This window comes from Pseudomonas sp. 7-41 (assembly GCF_021233075.1).
Classification (GTDB): domain Bacteria; phylum Pseudomonadota; class Gammaproteobacteria; order Pseudomonadales; family Pseudomonadaceae; genus Aquipseudomonas; species Aquipseudomonas veronii.
The window spans coordinates 1,246,463-1,260,693 of the sequence record NZ_CP089551.1 but is presented as its reverse complement, the minus strand read 5'-3'; the positions used below and the strand labels follow the sequence as shown (position 1 = coordinate 1,260,693).

Below are 14,231 nucleotides of genomic sequence, written 5' to 3'. Positions count from 1 at the left end.
CCCCGCATAGCAGGACTCTGACGGGGGGCTTTCTTGAATATGTGTATTAAGGATGCGCCAACAGCTCGGTCAGACCGGAAACGTCGGCAATTTCACGCATGTCATCGGGCAACGCACGAATGCTCACCGGCTTTTTGGCCGCCTCGGCGTCGCGCATGAAGCACAGCAGCAACGACAAGCCGACGCTGCTGGACTTGGTCACCGCCGAGCAATCGAGCACCAGCGACGGTGCGGTGCTCGCCTGGATCAGCGCCTGCCCCTGCTTGCGCAGGTCGGGCCCGGTGCGGTAATCCAGCACGCCGCTGAGGAACAACTCGCCGGCATCGCCGATACGAACAGCCGCCTCGGTCATTGCGCGGGCTTCCCGGCGGCTTTATCGGTCTCTTCCTTGGCCTTGGCCACTTCACCGGCCCAACCATTGATGGTCTTGTCGAGGTCGTTGCCATTGCGCTGCATCGCGTCGGCGAACTGATCACGGAACAGTTTGCCGATGTTGATGCCGTTGATGATCACGTTACGCAGCTTCCACTCACCGCTGACCTTCTCCAGAGTGTATTGCACTGGATAGATGGCGCCGTTGCTGCCCTTGACGGTCATGCCGACGCTGGTGCGATCGCCCGACTCATCCTTGGCAGGGTCGACAGTGATCCCCTGGTTGTTGTACTCGAGCAGGGCGTTGCCGTAGAACTGAAACAGGCCCTTCTTGAAGTTTTCCTGGAATGTCTGCATCTGCGCAGGCGTCGCCTTGCGCGAATACTTCACCGTCATGATGCTGCGCGAAATGCCTTCGGCATCCACGACCGGGCCGACAATGGTGTTGAGCGAGTCGTAGAACTTGGTAGGGTCTTGCTTGTACTGTTCTTTATTGGCCTTCAGGTCAGCCAGCATTCTGCTGGTCGTGTCCTGCACCAGTTCGTGCGCAGAACCTGCCGCGTTGGCCATCAACGGCAGTGCTGCAAGCAGTACCAGCAGACCACGTCGCAAGGTAGAGATCATGAACAGATTCCTCATTTAGCGTCTTTATTGACCGTATTGAGCAGGAATTTACCGATCAGGTCCTCAAGCACCAGCGACGACTGCGTGTCGTGGATGGTCGAACCATCCTTGAGCAGAGCGGTTTCCCCGCCTACGCTGATACCGATGTATTTCTCGCCCAGCAGACCCGCGGTGAGGATAGATGCCGTGGAGTCAGTCGGCAGATTATCGACCTTCTTGTCCAGTTGCATCGTCACACGCCCGGTGAAGCTGTCGCGGTCCAGATCGATCGCCGTGACCTTGCCGATGGTTACACCGGCCATGGTCACTTTAGCTCTGACAGTCAAACCCGCGATATTGTCGAAGTACGCGTAAAGTTTATAGGTATCGGCGGTGGGGCTGGCCGAAAGGCCGCTGACTCGCAGGGCCAGCAACAGTAAAGCCAGGATGCCAGCCAGCAAGAAAAGGCCGACACCGATTTCCACAGTGCGGTTTTGCATCAGAAATCTCCAAACATCAAGGCGGTCAAAATAAAGTCAAGGCCCAGTACCGCCAGCGAGGCGTACACAACGGTCTTGGTGGTGGCGCGACTGATCCCTTCTGAAGTGGGCTCACAGTCATAGCCTTGGAATACGGCGATCCAGGTCACGACAAAGGCGAAGACAATGCTCTTAATGATGCCATTGAACACATCGCCGCTGAAGTTCACGCTGTTTTGCATGTTGGACCAGTAGGAGCCTTCATAGACCCCCAGCCAGTCCACCGCCACCCACGAACCGCCCCAGATACCCACCACGCTGAAGATCATCGCCAGCAGCGGCAGGGAAATGAAGCCGGCCCACAGGCGCGGGGCAACAATGTACTTGAGCGGGTCCACGCCGATCATCTCGAGGCTGGACAACTGCTCGGTGGACTTCATGTTGCCGATTTCGGCGGTCAGCGCGGAACCGGCACGCCCGGCGAACAACAGGGCCGTGACGACCGGGCCGAGTTCACGCAACAGCGTCAGGGCGACCATCTGCCCCACCGCCTGCTCCGAGCCGTAGCTGGACAGGATATTGAAGCCCTGCAACGCCAGCACCATGCCGATGAAAACCCCGGAAACCACGATGATCACCAGGGACATCACACCAACGGAGTGCAGTTGCTTGATCAGCAGGCCGAAGCTGCCGCCAATGCCGCCACGGCCGAGCAAGGCGTGAAACAGGAATATCGTCGAACGTCCGAGCACTTCGATGATGTCGATGCCGGAACGCCCGAAAAGGCGCACCTTTTCGATAAGAGATGTCTTGCGCATCAGCGCTTCCCCAGAAGATCTGAGCGGTAGTCCGCTGCCGGAAAATGAAAAGGCACCGGGCCATCGGGATCGCCGGTCATGAATTGGCGAATGCGCGGGTTGTCGGCGTTCATCAGTTCTTCCGGCGTACCCTGCCCCAGCACCTGGCCATCACCGACTACATAGAGGTAGTCGGCGATGCTCGCGGTTTCGGCCAGGTCGTGGGAGACCACGATACTGGTGATCCCCAACGCATCGTTGAGCAGGCGGATCAGGCGCACCAGCACACCCATGGCGATCGGGTCCTGGCCCACGAAGGGTTCGTCATACATGAGAATCTGCGGATCGAGGGCAATGGCACGCGCCAGGGCGACACGACGCTTCATGCCGCCGGACAGTTCATCCGGCATCAGGTCGATGGCGCCGCGAAGGCCCACGGCCTGCAGCTTCAGCAACACAATGTCACGAATCATCTCGTCGGACAGTTGGGTATGTACCCGCAGCGGAAACGCTACGTTCTCGAACACATCGAGGTCGGTGAACAACGCACCGCTCTGGAACAGCACCCCCATGTGCTTGCGCGCATCGAACAGATCGCTGCGCGACAACGTCGGCAGGTTCTGGCCGTTGACCCACACTTCACCGGCACTGGGGCGCAATTGCATGCCCATCAAGCGCAACAGGGTGGTCTTGCCGCAACCGGAAGGCCCCATGATGCCCGTGACCTTACCGCGGGGAATGCGAATATCGACGTTATTGAAGATGCTGCGCGTCCCGCGCTTGAAGGTAAGGCCCTTCAGCTCGACCGCGTAGGCGTTATCGGCACTCATCTAAACTCCTTGGGATGCAGCCTCTCACTCAGACACCACGTTGGCGACAAACGTTTGCAACGGTTGCGCAACAACAGTTAGCCACATGGGCTGGGCGGACCGAACTGGCGGCGAACTATATCACTGCTGGTGCGGAGCCCCCAAGGCCGGAACAGCGCTTGTTCAGATTGGAGACAGGGAAAAATAGTTGCCGACTATGTTACCGAGGAATGAATCTGAAGCGCCTGACGACTAAAGGCTGACGAACTTGCGTGAGGGAATTGATCATTACCGCTATAATCGCCGACTTTTCGTCAGGCTATACGATTTCAGACATGAGCCAATCCAGCGATCTTATCCAATCCGCACAACGCACCATCCGCCTCGAGCTTGAAGCCGTAGAAGGCTTGCTGGCCCATATCGACGTGGATTTCGTACGCGCCTGCGAGATGATTCTGGCCAGCAAAGGCCGCGTTGTCGTGGTCGGCATGGGCAAGTCCGGTCACGTCGGCAACAAGATCGCCGCCACCCTGGCAAGCACCGGGACCACGGCGTTTTTCGTCCACCCGGCCGAAGCCAGCCACGGCGACATGGGCATGATCACCAAGGATGACATCATCCTTGCACTGTCCAACTCCGGCACCACCAACGAAATCGTGACCTTGCTGCCGTTGATCAAACGCCTGGGCATCCAGATGATCAGCATCACCGGCAACCCGGAGTCGACGCTGGCCAAGGCCGCCGAAGTGAACCTGAATGTTCATGTGACCGCTGAGGCCTGCCCGCTGAACCTGGCGCCAACCTCTTCCACCACCGCCGCGCTGGTCATGGGCGATGCCCTGGCCGTGGCGCTGCTGGAAGCACGTGGGTTTACGGCGGAAGACTTCGCGTTTTCCCATCCGGGCGGCGCACTGGGCCGACGCCTGCTGCTGAAAGTGGAAAACGTCATGCATTCCGGCGATGAACTGCCCCACGTACAGCGCGGCACCCTGCTGAAGGACGCACTCATGGAGATGACCCGCAAGGGCCTGGGCATGACCGTGATCCTGGAAGCCGACGGACGCCTGGCCGGCGTATTCACCGACGGTGACCTGCGCCGCACCCTGGACCGCACTATTGATATCCACACCGCCACCATCGATGCGGTGATGACTCCCCACGGCAAGACTGCACGCGCAGAAATGCTGGCGGCCGAAGCCCTGAAGATCATGGAAGACCATAAGATCGGCGCGCTGGTGGTGGTCGATGGCAATGACCGCCCGATCGGCGCCCTGAACATGCACGACTTGCTGCGTGCGGGAGTGATGTAAATGACCAGCGACCTGTTGCAACGCGGCAAGCACATCAAATTGGCGATTTTCGACGTTGACGGCGTGCTGACCGATGGCCGCCTGTACTTCCTCGAGGACGGCAGCGAATTCAAGTCGTTCAACACCCTCGACGGCCAGGGCATCAAGATGCTCATGGCGGCGGGCGTGCAAACCGCGATTATCAGCGGTCGGAAAACCCCGGTTGTGGAACGCCGCGCACAAAACCTGGGGATTCCTCACCTGTATCAAGGCAGGGAGGATAAACTAGTCGTTCTGGACGAGCTTCTTGGCCAACTGAACCTAAGCTATGAGCAGGTTGCCTACCTGGGCGACGACCTGCCCGACCTGCCGGTGATCCGCCGGGTGGGCCTGGGCATGGCTGTCGCCAATGCGGCGGCATTTGTTCGCGAGCATGCCCACGGCATCACCACGGCCCGTGGCGGCGAAGGCGCCGCCCGCGAGTTCTGCGAGTTGATCCTGCGTGCCCAGGGCAGCCTTGAAGCGGCCCACGCCGCCTACCTATAGAGCGTTTTATGCTGAGCAAAAAGATTCGCAACTTCCTGCTATTCGGGGTCATCGCCGCGCTGCTCCTGGCGGTTGGCTACTGGAATATCAGCCCGGAGCGCTTTCTCGACCAGCCTGTGGCGCAGGTTGACCAAGGCGCTATCGACTATTACGCCACCAATGCCTACAGCGTGCAGTTCCTGCCCGATGGCAAGGTGCAGTATGAAATGAACTCGGACAAGGTCGAGCACCTGAAAGCGTCCGAAGTGACCCTGCTGACCAACCCCGATTTGAATCTGTATCGCGGCACCGAATTCCCCTGGCACGTCACCAGCAAGCATGGCGAAGTCAACCCGGACGGCACCGAAGTGGAACTGATCGACTCAGTGCGCGTCGCACGGACCGACGCACAGAACCGCGACACCATCATCACCAGCAGTCGCATGACCGTATTCCCACAGAAGCAATATGCGCAGACCGAGCAAGACGTTAGAATCGACGGCGCTGGCGGTGTATCGACTGGCAAGGGAATGAAAGCGTATTTGAAAGAAAGCAGGATACACCTGCTATCGAACGTAAGAGGACAGTATGAGGCTCGTTAAAACCCTCCCTATTTTGCTCAGTCTGGGCGCAGCACTGGGAAGCGTGAGCGCCTGGGCTCTGCCGAACGATAGCCAGCAACCGATCCACATTTCGGCCGACGATGCACAGCTCGATGACAAGCAAGGCGTCGCGACCTACACCGGCGGTGTGATCATTACCCAGGGCTCGATGAAGATCACCGGCAACACGGTGACGCTGACTCGCACCCCTGCTGGCGACATTGACGTCGTGACTTCGGTGGGCAACCTGGCCTACTTCGAACAGAAGCAGGCTGCCACCGACACCGCCCCGATGAAGGGCTACGGCAAAACCATCCAGTACCACGCCCAGCAAAATCGCATCGTGCTGATCGACCAGGCCAAGGTACTCAGCCCCGACGGCAACTCCACGGAAGGTGAAAAAATCACCTATGACACCGTGAAGCAGGTTGCCAACGCCGGTCGCGCCAACGGCACCAAGGTGACTGCGCCGCGTCCACGTATCGACATGGTTATCCAGCCGAAGAAGAAGGCCGAGTAATGGCAACCCTGAAAGCCCAGCATCTGGCCAAGGCCTATAAAGGCCGTCAGGTCGTGCGCGACGTCAGCCTGTCGATCGACAGCGGCCAGATCGTCGGCCTGCTTGGCCCCAACGGTGCCGGCAAGACCACCTGTTTCTATATGATCGTCGGCCTGGTCCAGGCGGACCAAGGTCGCATCCTGATCGACGACCTCGACGTCAGCCACCAGCCGATGCACGGCCGTGCGCGCGCCGGTATCGGCTATCTTCCCCAGGAAGCGTCGATCTTCCGCAAACTGTCGGTTGCCGATAACATCATGGCGATCCTCGAGACCCGCAAGGAACTCGACCGCGACGGCCGCCGCAAGGAGCTGGAAAGCCTGCTGCAGGAATTCCACATCAACCACATTCGCGACAACCTCGGCATGAGCTTGTCCGGTGGTGAACGCCGCCGCGTGGAGATTGCCCGCGCCCTGGCCACTGCACCGAAGTTCATCCTGCTGGACGAACCGTTTGCCGGTGTCGACCCGATCTCGGTCGGCGACATCAAGCAGATCATCCATCACCTCAAGGCCAAGGGCATCGGTGTACTGATCACCGACCACAACGTCCGCGAGACCCTCGATATCTGCGAAACCGCGTATATCGTCAACGATGGGCAACTGATTGCCGAAGGCGATTCGGCCACGATCCTGGCCAACGAACTGGTCAAGGAAGTGTATCTGGGCCACGAGTTCCGCCTGTAAGCCTGCCTGGAAAAAAAGGCGGTGGCAGGCCGTTCGCCAAGGTGCGCGGGAGTCAATGAAAACCTCCGGATTTTTATTGTTACCGCGCTCTAGGCAAAGCCCCCGATATCAGGCATATAATTTGCTTATGTTTGGCGCTCACGCGCCCTGTCGTGGATGGCGCATTGCGCCGGCGAATAAGGTGTTAAGCCCCTGCCATGAAACCATCGCTAGTCCTGAGAATGGGCCAGCAGCTGACGATGACACCGCAGCTGCAACAGGCCATCCGCCTGCTCCAATTGTCGACACTGGACCTGCAACAGGAAATCCAGGAAGCCCTGGAGTCCAATCCGATGCTCGAACGCCAGGAAGAAGGCGACGACTTCGATAATGCAGACCCGCTGGCCGACAACATCGAGCAAAAACCCAATTCCGACGTGCAGGAACCCTCTTACCAGGAAACCGCCCCTACGGTGGACAACCTGGAGGAAGGCGAATGGAACGAACGTATTCCCAACGAACTTCCCGTGGACACCGCCTGGGAAGACGTCTACCAGACCAGCGCCAGCAGCCTGCCCAGCAATGATGACGACGAGTGGGATTTCACCACCCGCACCTCCGCCGGCGAGAGCCTGCAGAGCCACTTGCTGTGGCAATTGAACCTGGCGCCGATGTCCGACACCGATCGCCTGATCGCTGTGACCCTGATCGACTGCATCAACAACCAGGGTTATCTGGACGAGACCCTCGAAGAGATTCTTGAAGCCTTCGACCCGGAACTGGACATCGAACTGGACGAGATCGAAGCCGTCCTGCACCGCATCCAGCAGTTCGAGCCCGCCGGCATTGGCGCGCGCAACCTCAGCGAGTGCCTGCTGCTGCAATTGCGCCAGCTGCCCGCCAAGACCCCTTGGCTCGTTGAAGCCCAACGCCTGGTCACCGACTACATCGACCTGCTGGGCAGCCGCGACTACAGCCAGCTGATGCGCCGCATGAAGCTCAAGGAAGACGACCTGCGCCACATCATCGAGCTGGTGCAGAGCCTCAACCCGCGCCCGGGCTCGCAGATCGAGTCCAGCGAAGCCGAATACGTCGTCCCCGATGTGATCGTGCGCAAAGACAACGAACGCTGGCTGGTGGAACTGAACCAGGAATCGGTGCCGCGCCTGCGGGTCAACCCGCAATATGCCGGTTTCGTGCGTCGCGCCGACACCAGCGCCGACAACACCTTCATGCGCAACCAGTTGCAGGAAGCGCGCTGGTTCATCAAGAGCCTGCAAAGCCGCAACGAAACCCTGATGAAAGTGGCCACGCAAATCGTCGAGCACCAGCGCGGCTTCCTTGAGTACGGCGACGAAGCGATGAAACCGCTGGTCCTGCACGACATCGCAGAAGCGGTGGGCATGCACGAATCGACGATTTCCCGGGTAACGACGCAAAAATTCATGCATACCCCACGGGGTATATATGAGCTGAAATACTTTTTCTCCAGCCATGTCAGCACCTCCGAAGGCGGCGAATGCTCGTCCACGGCGATCCGCGCAATCATCAAAAAACTGGTTGCCGCGGAAAATCAGAAAAAGCCGTTGAGTGACAGCAAGATCGCTGGTTTACTGGAGGCACAAGGCATTCAGGTCGCCCGTCGAACCGTCGCCAAGTACCGCGAGTCCCTTGGGATCGCGCCTTCCAGCGAGCGTAAGCGTTTGATGTGACGGGCAGGCCACAGCGTTCCAGTGGCAGGCATCTCTGCCTGCCGCTTTATGCACTGGCAACGAAGGAGAAGCTGTATGCAAGTCAATATCAGTGGACACCAACTGGAAGTGACCGACGCGCTGCGCACCTATATCGGCGAAAAACTCAAACGAATTGAGGGGCATTTCGACAAGATCACCAACGTGCAAGTCATTATGACTGTCGAAAAGCTGAAGCAGAAAATCGAAGCCACCTTGCGTATACCCGGCGGAGAAGTCGTCGCCAATGCTGAGCATTCTGATATGTATGCCGCCATTGACGACCTGACCGACAAGCTGGATCGCCAAATCAAAAAGCATAAGGAAAAGCAGCAGAGCCTCCTACAGGGCACCGGCCGCTAACACTCCCCACCCATGATCCGACTTGAAACCATCCTGACTCCCGGCCGTTCCCTTGTGAACGCGCCGGGGGGCAGCAAGAAGAAAGCCCTCGAACAGATTGCCAACCTGATCAGCAAACAAGTGCCTGAGCTGGAGATGCAAGATGTCTACGAGGCTCTGATTGCCCGTGAAAAACTCGGCTCGACCGGTTTTGGTAACGGCATCGCCATTCCTCACTGCCGCCTCAAAGGCTGCGAGACACCTGTCAGCGCCCTGCTGCACCTGGACGCTCCCATCGATTTCGACGCCATCGACGGTGCCCCGGTCGACCTGCTGTTCGTGTTGCTGGTCCCGCAAGCCGCCACCGATGCACACCTGGAACTGCTCCGGCAGATCGCCAGCATGCTTGACCGCAAGGAAGTACGCGACAAACTGCGCAGTGCCAGCAGCAATGAGGCGTTGTATCAGGTTGTCCTGGCTGAACAAATCGAGCAGTAATCATGCGTTTGATCATCGTCAGTGGCCGCTCCGGCTCAGGTAAAAGCACCGCCCTCAACGTTCTTGAGGACAACGGCTTCTATTGCATCGACAACCTGCCCGCCGGCCTGCTGCCGGAGTTGGCGGAGCGCGCGCTGATCCACACCGAACTGGCACAGCCGCTGGTCGCCGTGTCGATCGACGCCCGCAACCTGCCCAGCCACCTCTCGCGGTTCCCGGCACTGCTTGAGGAAGTGCGCGCCAAGCACATTCACTGTGATGTGCTGTACCTGGACGCAGACGAAGAAACCCTGCTCAAACGCTTCTCCGAGACCCGTCGACGTCACCCCCTCAGCAGCCCGCATCGTTCGCTGGCCGAAGCCATCGAGGACGAGACCAAGCTGTTGGGGCCGATCATTGACCTCGCCGACCTCAAGATCAACACCACCAGCCTCAACCTGTACCAACTGCGCGATGCCATCAAGCTCCGCCTGCTGAACCAGCCCGAGCCCGGCACGGCCTTTCTGGTCGAGTCGTTTGGCTTCAAGCGTGGCATGCCGGTGGACGCCGATCTGGTATTCGATGTGCGCTGCCTGCCCAATCCTTACTGGAAGCCGGAGTTGCGGGACCAGTCGGGGCTGGATCAGCCGGTGGCGGACTACCTGGCCGCGCAACCGGATGTCGAGGAGATGTTCCAGGACATCTCCAGCTACCTGCTCAAATGGCTACCGCGCTTTGCCGCCAGCAACCGGGCCTATGTCACCATTGCCATCGGCTGCACCGGCGGCCACCACCGTTCCGTCTACCTGACCGAACGCCTGGGCCAGATGCTGCAACAAACCCTCAAGAACGTCCAGGTTCGCCACCGCGACCTTAGCTGAAAGGAACACCCCCGCGATGCCCGTTCTGGAAATTGAAATCATCAACAAGCTGGGCCTGCACGCCCGCGCCTCAGCCAAGTTCGTCGGCATTGCCGGGCAGTTCCCCTGCCAGGTTCGCGCTGGACGCACTCCGGAAACCATGGTCGACGGCAAGAGCATCATGGCGATGATGATGCTCGCCGCCGGCAAGGGCACCAAGATTCATTTGAAGACCGAAGGCGAGCAAGAGCAGGAAGCGATGGCGGCCTTGACCAAGCTGATCAATAACTTCTTTGATGAGGGTGAATAAACCCACCCGACGAGACAGAGGCTGAAGCCGCAACAGCTTCAGCCCAATGCAGTATCCATCACCATCATCAAGCAAAACCCGATGCACAGTCCCAGGCTGGCGAGCTTTTCATGGCCATTGCGCCGCGATTCGGGGATCACCTCGTGAGTGACCACCAGCAGCATCGCGCCAGCAGCCAACGCCAAGCCTAACGGCAGCAGCACCTGCGCCAGACTCACCAACCAGGCACAAAGCACTGCGAATATCGGCTCGACCAAGCCCGAAGCCGCACCGATCAGGAACGCCTTGAACCGCGACATCCCTGCTCCGGCCAGCACCAACGCAATCACCAAGCCTTCGGGCACATCCTGCAAAGCGATGCCCATGGCCAGGCTGTCGGCATCCGGCATGCCGCCGCCCGCCGACACGCCAACCGCCATACCCTCCGGGATGTTGTGCGCGATGATGGCAAACACGAACAGCCAGATACGTGGCGGGATCACCGGATGCTCCGGCGTACCGACCAGCATTTCCGGGCTGGCCCCGGAGACCTTGCGATCGACCAGGTACAAGCCGAACGCTCCCAGCATGATGCCAATGCTGATCAAGCCACTCGCGCCCCAAGGGCTGAGCCCCAGGCCTTCAGCGGCGGCAATGCCCGGCGCGACCAACGAAAACGCCGTGGCCGCGAGCATCACGCCGGCACCAAAGCCCAGCAAGGTATCGCTCACTGCTGCTGGCATGCGCCGGATAACCAACACCGGTACGGCGCCCAACGCGGTGCCGAGCGCACAGATCGCCCCACCTTGCAGAGCCCGCAGGATGCGTGGCTCCAAGTCCAGCCAGGCGAATCCTTGAGCCACCAGCAATGCAATACCTGCCAATAGCAGCAGCGAGCCAAATGCGTAACGAAACATTCGCACGCTGCTGATCGCCAATGTTTCAGTACCCATGGTCGGCCTTAGGTCGTGTTGTACGGCGTGATATCAGGCCAGGGCGGCCTGGTAGCGGGCGGCGACTTCCGGCCAGTTGATGACACTGTAGAAGGCATTGATGTATTCAGGACGCCGGTTCTGGTACAGCAGGTAGTAGGCGTGTTCCCACACATCCAGGCCGAGGATCGGTGTGTTGCCGCTCATCAGCGGGCTGTCCTGATTGCCGCTGCTCTCCACCACCAGGGTCTTCTGCGGGGTCACGCTCAACCAGGCCCAGCCGCTGCCGAAGCGGGTCAATGCGGCCTTGGTGAAGGCCTCCTTGAAGCTGTCGAAACCGCCCAGTTGCTCATCGATCGCCTGGCCCAGCGCGCCATCGGGTTTGCCGCCGCCTTTGGGTGACATCACCGCCCAGAACAACGAGTGGTTGGCATGCCCACCGCCCTGATTGATCACCGCGGCGCGCAGTTGCTCGGGCAGTTGCTGGACGCTCGACACCAGCTTCTCTACCGGCCAGCCCGCAAACTCGGTGCCCTCCACGGCGGCATTGAGGTTGTTGATGTAAGTCTGGTGGTGCTTGGTGTAGTGAATTTGCATGGTTTGCGCATCGATATGCGGTTCCAGGGCATCGTAGGCGTAAGGCAAGGCAGGCAAGGTGTAGGGCATATCAGTGTGCTCCGTATTGAGGAGGGGTCGGTTGCGCCGCAGTACCGCCCAGCAAGCGATGGGTACGGGGGTATTCGCCGTGATCGCTGATGAAATTCAACAGTTCGACGTAGGTCTTGCTGCTCTGGCGCAACGCCGCGTCGCGCAGTTGCGGGCTGAGGCGCTGGTCCTGCAGCGCCTGTAACAGCCGTTGGTGGATGGCACAGAGGTATTCCGCGCTTTCTTCCGGCTGGTTCAGGCGCAGGTGCAGGTCCGCCAGGTTGTGATGGGAAATGACGCAAGCCGCCACTGCTTCGTCGGCGTTCGCCCAGCGCTCGAACAACACTTGAGCCAGGGCCAGGGCTTGTAAATAGGCTTCGCGAGCGTCGACCAACTCGCCCTGCATAAAGCAGCGATTGGCCCGTTCGATCGTGCGTTTCCAATGCTCCATGGTCAGCCTCCAAAGCAGGGTCGGTGATTACACGCCGCCGGCTGTGAGCTTTTCCGGGTCCAGCAGGACTTCCAGTTGGCTACGCGGCAAGTCGGTGTGCTCGAGGGCGACATCAATCACCGGGCGACCTTGCTGATAGGCTTGCTTGGCGATTTCAGCGGCCTTTTGGTAACCAATGATCGGGTTGAGTGCGGTCACCAGGATCGGATTGCGCGACAACGCTTCCTTGAGCTTGGCCTCGTTGACCTTGAAACTGGCAATGGCCTTGTCCGCCAGCAGGCGGCTGGAATTGGCCAGCAGTTCGAGGCTGCCGAGCAGGTTCTGGGCGATGATCGGCAGCATCACGTTCAGCTCGAAGTTGCCGGATTGCCCGGCAATGGTGATCACCGTGTCATTGCCGATGACTTGTGCAGCGACCATGGCGGTCGCTTCCGGAATCACTGGGTTGACCTTGCCCGGCATGATCGAAGAACCGGGCTGTAACCCTTCCAGTTCGATTTCACCCAAACCAGCCAGGGGCCCGGAATTCATCCAGCGCAAGTCGTTGGCGATTTTCATCAATGACACAGCGATCGCTTTCAACTGGCCGGAGACGGCGACGGCGGTGTCCTGGGAGCCGATCAACGCGAAGAGGTTCTTGCCCGGTGTGAATTGCACGCCGGTCAGGCTGCTCAGCTGCTGGCTGAAACGCAGCGCAAACTCCGGATGCGCGTTGATCCCGGTACCGACAGCCGTGCCGCCCTGGGCCAGGGCTTGCAGGCTGGGCAACAGGTCCTGCAGGTGCGCGATATTGGCCTTGAGCTGCTGCGCCCAGCCATTGAGCACCTGGCTCATACGCACGGGCATGGCGTCCATCAGGTGCGTGCGACCGGTCTTGATGAAGGAGTGGACCTCTTCGGCCTTCCGTTCGATGACCTGCACCAGATGCAGCAACGCAGGCAGCGTTTGCTCATGCAGCACCAACGCCGCACTGACGTGGATGGTGGTCGGGATGATGTCGTTGCTGCTTTGGCCGCAGTTCACGTGATCGTTGGGGTTGACCGCCTCACCGAGCAAACGGCTGGCCAGGGTCGCGATCACTTCGTTGGCGTTCATATTGGAACTGGTGCCGGAACCGGTCTGAAAGATATCCACCGGAAAGTGCGGCATGAAGTCACCGTCCAGCAAGCCCAGGGCAGCATCGACAATGGCCTTGCCCTGCCCTTCGCTGATCTGCTTGAGGTCGACGTTGACCTTGGCCGCTGCCACTTTGGCCAGGATCAGCGCACGAATGAACGGCGCCGGCATGCGCTGGTGGCTGATCGGAAAGTTGTTCACCGCGCGCTGGGTTTGCGCGCCGTACAAGGCCTCGGCAGGGACTTGCAGTTCACCCATACTGTCGCGTTCGATACGGTTATTACTCATCGGAAGATCCTTGCACCCAGTCAGAAACGGAAATCGAAGGCAGCAATTCGCACGTCGCCAATTGCCAGGCAAAGGCCTGCCAGCGCTTGAGGCGGCAGGCACAATGGGAGAGTGTTTCCAGGTCGCGCAGCGGGCGCCAGGCCTGGTCCAGGCACTGGGACCGCCAATGCCACGGCAAGGCAATGTCCGTGGCGGTGTCGATCAGCAGGCGGAAAGCCGTTTCAGCGATCGTCCATGGATGAGTCGCGGTGCAACAGGCGAGGTATCGACCTTCATTGAGGTAATGTTCGATCAGGCGCGGTTCATTGGGATCGAGGCAGCAGCGAATCTGACGACTCATCCAACGCCAGCTTTCCAGGTAGGGGTCCTCATGCAGGACAGCATTCATGATCCGCACTCAT

At 59.7% G+C, this 14,231-nt stretch carries 20 protein-coding genes; 10 read left to right on the top strand and 10 right to left on the bottom strand.

The window, feature by feature from the left end:
- Positions 1-46: 46 nt before the first annotated feature.
- Genes LQ249_RS05590 through LQ249_RS05570 form a run of 5 tightly spaced genes read right to left on the bottom strand, consistent with a single transcriptional unit; the run spans position 47 to position 3,081 of the window.
- Entirely contained in the window at positions 47-352 is a 306-nt protein-coding gene (locus LQ249_RS05590; protein WP_017845973.1) for an STAS domain-containing protein, read from the bottom strand.
- The gene (locus tag LQ249_RS05585) at positions 349-996 is read right to left on the bottom strand and encodes an MlaC/ttg2D family ABC transporter substrate-binding protein (RefSeq protein WP_046384674.1); all 648 of its coding nucleotides are present in this window, start codon (positions 994-996) and stop codon (positions 349-351) included. The genes LQ249_RS05590 and LQ249_RS05585 overlap by 4 nt, the downstream gene beginning before the upstream one ends.
- An 11-nt stretch (positions 997-1,007) precedes the next feature.
- The gene (mlaD, locus tag LQ249_RS05580; protein ID WP_017845975.1) at positions 1,008-1,475 is read right to left on the bottom strand and encodes an outer membrane lipid asymmetry maintenance protein MlaD; all 468 of its coding nucleotides are present in this window, start codon (positions 1,473-1,475) and stop codon (positions 1,008-1,010) included.
- Positions 1,475-2,272, bottom strand: coding sequence for a lipid asymmetry maintenance ABC transporter permease subunit MlaE (gene mlaE / locus LQ249_RS05575; RefSeq protein WP_017845976.1), 798 nt, complete (start codon positions 2,270-2,272; stop codon positions 1,475-1,477). Before mlaE ends, mlaD begins: the two co-directional genes overlap by 1 nt.
- Positions 2,272-3,081, bottom strand: a complete 810-nt coding sequence (locus LQ249_RS05570) for an ATP-binding cassette domain-containing protein (RefSeq protein ID WP_003171811.1) — start codon at positions 3,079-3,081, stop codon at positions 2,272-2,274. Before LQ249_RS05570 ends, mlaE begins: the two co-directional genes overlap by 1 nt.
- A gap of 314 nt (positions 3,082-3,395) precedes the next feature.
- On the opposite strand from LQ249_RS05570, the gene LQ249_RS05565 reads away from it, so the two are divergent.
- The 10 genes from LQ249_RS05565 (at position 3,396) to LQ249_RS05520 (ending at position 10,419) form a co-directional block, all read left to right on the top strand.
- Positions 3,396-4,370, top strand: coding sequence for a KpsF/GutQ family sugar-phosphate isomerase (locus LQ249_RS05565; RefSeq protein ID WP_017845977.1), 975 nt, complete (start codon positions 3,396-3,398; stop codon positions 4,368-4,370).
- Positions 4,371-4,895, top strand: coding sequence for a KdsC family phosphatase (locus tag LQ249_RS05560; protein ID WP_017845978.1), 525 nt, complete (start codon positions 4,371-4,373; stop codon positions 4,893-4,895). It begins immediately after the preceding gene.
- Positions 4,896-4,903: 8 nt separating this feature from the next.
- Complete coding sequence (gene lptC, locus LQ249_RS05555) at positions 4,904-5,476, top strand: LPS export ABC transporter periplasmic protein LptC (RefSeq protein WP_126587539.1); 573 nt, start codon at positions 4,904-4,906, stop codon at positions 5,474-5,476.
- Positions 5,463-5,996, top strand: coding sequence for a lipopolysaccharide transport periplasmic protein LptA (gene lptA / locus LQ249_RS05550; RefSeq protein ID WP_046384676.1), 534 nt, complete (start codon positions 5,463-5,465; stop codon positions 5,994-5,996). Before lptC ends, lptA begins: the two co-directional genes overlap by 14 nt.
- Entirely contained in the window at positions 5,996-6,721 is a 726-nt protein-coding gene (gene lptB, locus LQ249_RS05545) for an LPS export ABC transporter ATP-binding protein (RefSeq protein ID WP_017845981.1), read from the top strand. The genes lptA and lptB overlap by 1 nt, the downstream gene beginning before the upstream one ends.
- A 197-nt stretch (positions 6,722-6,918) precedes the next feature.
- Positions 6,919-8,412: an RNA polymerase factor sigma-54 gene (locus tag LQ249_RS05540; protein ID WP_026139902.1), complete on the top strand. Its 1,494-nt coding sequence runs from the start codon at positions 6,919-6,921 to the stop codon at positions 8,410-8,412.
- 75 nt (positions 8,413-8,487) lie between these two features.
- Positions 8,488-8,793: a ribosome hibernation-promoting factor, HPF/YfiA family gene (gene hpf, locus LQ249_RS05535; RefSeq protein ID WP_017845983.1), complete on the top strand. Its 306-nt coding sequence runs from the start codon at positions 8,488-8,490 to the stop codon at positions 8,791-8,793.
- Between the two features lie 12 nt (positions 8,794-8,805).
- The gene (gene ptsN, locus LQ249_RS05530; RefSeq protein ID WP_057004257.1) at positions 8,806-9,270 is read left to right on the top strand and encodes a PTS IIA-like nitrogen regulatory protein PtsN; all 465 of its coding nucleotides are present in this window, start codon (positions 8,806-8,808) and stop codon (positions 9,268-9,270) included.
- A 2-nt stretch (positions 9,271-9,272) separates the two neighbouring features.
- Complete coding sequence (gene rapZ, locus LQ249_RS05525; protein ID WP_017845985.1) at positions 9,273-10,130, top strand: RNase adapter RapZ; 858 nt, start codon at positions 9,273-9,275, stop codon at positions 10,128-10,130.
- A 16-nt stretch (positions 10,131-10,146) separates the two neighbouring features.
- Positions 10,147-10,419: an HPr family phosphocarrier protein gene (locus LQ249_RS05520; protein WP_046384677.1), complete on the top strand. Its 273-nt coding sequence runs from the start codon at positions 10,147-10,149 to the stop codon at positions 10,417-10,419.
- Between the two features lie 38 nt (positions 10,420-10,457).
- Here LQ249_RS05520 and LQ249_RS05515 read toward each other — a convergent pair whose 3' ends face one another.
- The 5 genes from LQ249_RS05515 to LQ249_RS05495 are packed head-to-tail and all read right to left on the bottom strand — an operon-like array spanning position 10,458 to position 14,218.
- Complete coding sequence (locus tag LQ249_RS05515) at positions 10,458-11,351, bottom strand: ZIP family metal transporter (RefSeq protein WP_057004256.1); 894 nt, start codon at positions 11,349-11,351, stop codon at positions 10,458-10,460.
- A gap of 33 nt (positions 11,352-11,384) precedes the next feature.
- A complete protein-coding gene (locus LQ249_RS05510) occupies positions 11,385-11,996 on the bottom strand; it encodes a superoxide dismutase (RefSeq protein ID WP_108525381.1) in 612 nt (203 codons plus the stop codon).
- A 1-nt stretch (position 11,997) separates the two neighbouring features.
- Positions 11,998-12,426, bottom strand: a complete 429-nt coding sequence (locus LQ249_RS05505; protein WP_017845989.1) for a hypothetical protein — start codon at positions 12,424-12,426, stop codon at positions 11,998-12,000.
- Between the two features lie 27 nt (positions 12,427-12,453).
- Positions 12,454-13,830 (bottom strand): class II fumarate hydratase, encoded by a 1,377-nt coding sequence (locus tag LQ249_RS05500; RefSeq protein ID WP_232566244.1) that lies wholly within the window; start codon positions 13,828-13,830, stop codon positions 12,454-12,456.
- On the bottom strand, positions 13,823-14,218 hold the full coding sequence (locus LQ249_RS05495) for a hypothetical protein (RefSeq protein ID WP_017845991.1): 396 nt from the start codon (positions 14,216-14,218) through the stop codon (positions 13,823-13,825). The genes LQ249_RS05500 and LQ249_RS05495 overlap by 8 nt, the downstream gene beginning before the upstream one ends.
- Positions 14,219-14,231 lie beyond the last annotated feature (13 nt).

Coding starts and splice junctions, on each gene's coding strand:
- LQ249_RS05590 (WP_017845973.1), bottom strand. CDS start 352: ATGACCGAGGCGGCTGTTCGTATCGGCGATGCCGGCGAGTTGTTCCTC.
- LQ249_RS05585 (WP_046384674.1), bottom strand. CDS start 996: ATGATCTCTACCTTGCGACGTGGTCTGCTGGTACTGCTTGCAGCACTG.
- mlaD (WP_017845975.1), bottom strand. CDS start 1,475: ATGCAAAACCGCACTGTGGAAATCGGTGTCGGCCTTTTCTTGCTGGCT.
- mlaE (WP_017845976.1), bottom strand. CDS start 2,272: ATGCGCAAGACATCTCTTATCGAAAAGGTGCGCCTTTTCGGGCGTTCC.
- LQ249_RS05570 (WP_003171811.1), bottom strand. CDS start 3,081: ATGAGTGCCGATAACGCCTACGCGGTCGAGCTGAAGGGCCTTACCTTC.
- LQ249_RS05565 (WP_017845977.1), top strand. CDS start 3,396: ATGAGCCAATCCAGCGATCTTATCCAATCCGCACAACGCACCATCCGC.
- LQ249_RS05560 (WP_017845978.1), top strand. CDS start 4,371: ATGACCAGCGACCTGTTGCAACGCGGCAAGCACATCAAATTGGCGATT.
- lptC (WP_126587539.1), top strand. CDS start 4,904: ATGCTGAGCAAAAAGATTCGCAACTTCCTGCTATTCGGGGTCATCGCC.
- lptA (WP_046384676.1), top strand. CDS start 5,463: ATGAGGCTCGTTAAAACCCTCCCTATTTTGCTCAGTCTGGGCGCAGCA.
- lptB (WP_017845981.1), top strand. CDS start 5,996: ATGGCAACCCTGAAAGCCCAGCATCTGGCCAAGGCCTATAAAGGCCGT.
- LQ249_RS05540 (WP_026139902.1), top strand. CDS start 6,919: ATGAAACCATCGCTAGTCCTGAGAATGGGCCAGCAGCTGACGATGACA.
- hpf (WP_017845983.1), top strand. CDS start 8,488: ATGCAAGTCAATATCAGTGGACACCAACTGGAAGTGACCGACGCGCTG.
- ptsN (WP_057004257.1), top strand. CDS start 8,806: ATGATCCGACTTGAAACCATCCTGACTCCCGGCCGTTCCCTTGTGAAC.
- rapZ (WP_017845985.1), top strand. CDS start 9,273: ATGCGTTTGATCATCGTCAGTGGCCGCTCCGGCTCAGGTAAAAGCACC.
- LQ249_RS05520 (WP_046384677.1), top strand. CDS start 10,147: ATGCCCGTTCTGGAAATTGAAATCATCAACAAGCTGGGCCTGCACGCC.
- LQ249_RS05515 (WP_057004256.1), bottom strand. CDS start 11,351: ATGGGTACTGAAACATTGGCGATCAGCAGCGTGCGAATGTTTCGTTAC.
- LQ249_RS05510 (WP_108525381.1), bottom strand. CDS start 11,996: ATGCCCTACACCTTGCCTGCCTTGCCTTACGCCTACGATGCCCTGGAA.
- LQ249_RS05505 (WP_017845989.1), bottom strand. CDS start 12,426: ATGGAGCATTGGAAACGCACGATCGAACGGGCCAATCGCTGCTTTATG.
- LQ249_RS05500 (WP_232566244.1), bottom strand. CDS start 13,830: ATGAGTAATAACCGTATCGAACGCGACAGTATGGGTGAACTGCAAGTC.
- LQ249_RS05495 (WP_017845991.1), bottom strand. CDS start 14,218: ATGAATGCTGTCCTGCATGAGGACCCCTACCTGGAAAGCTGGCGTTGG.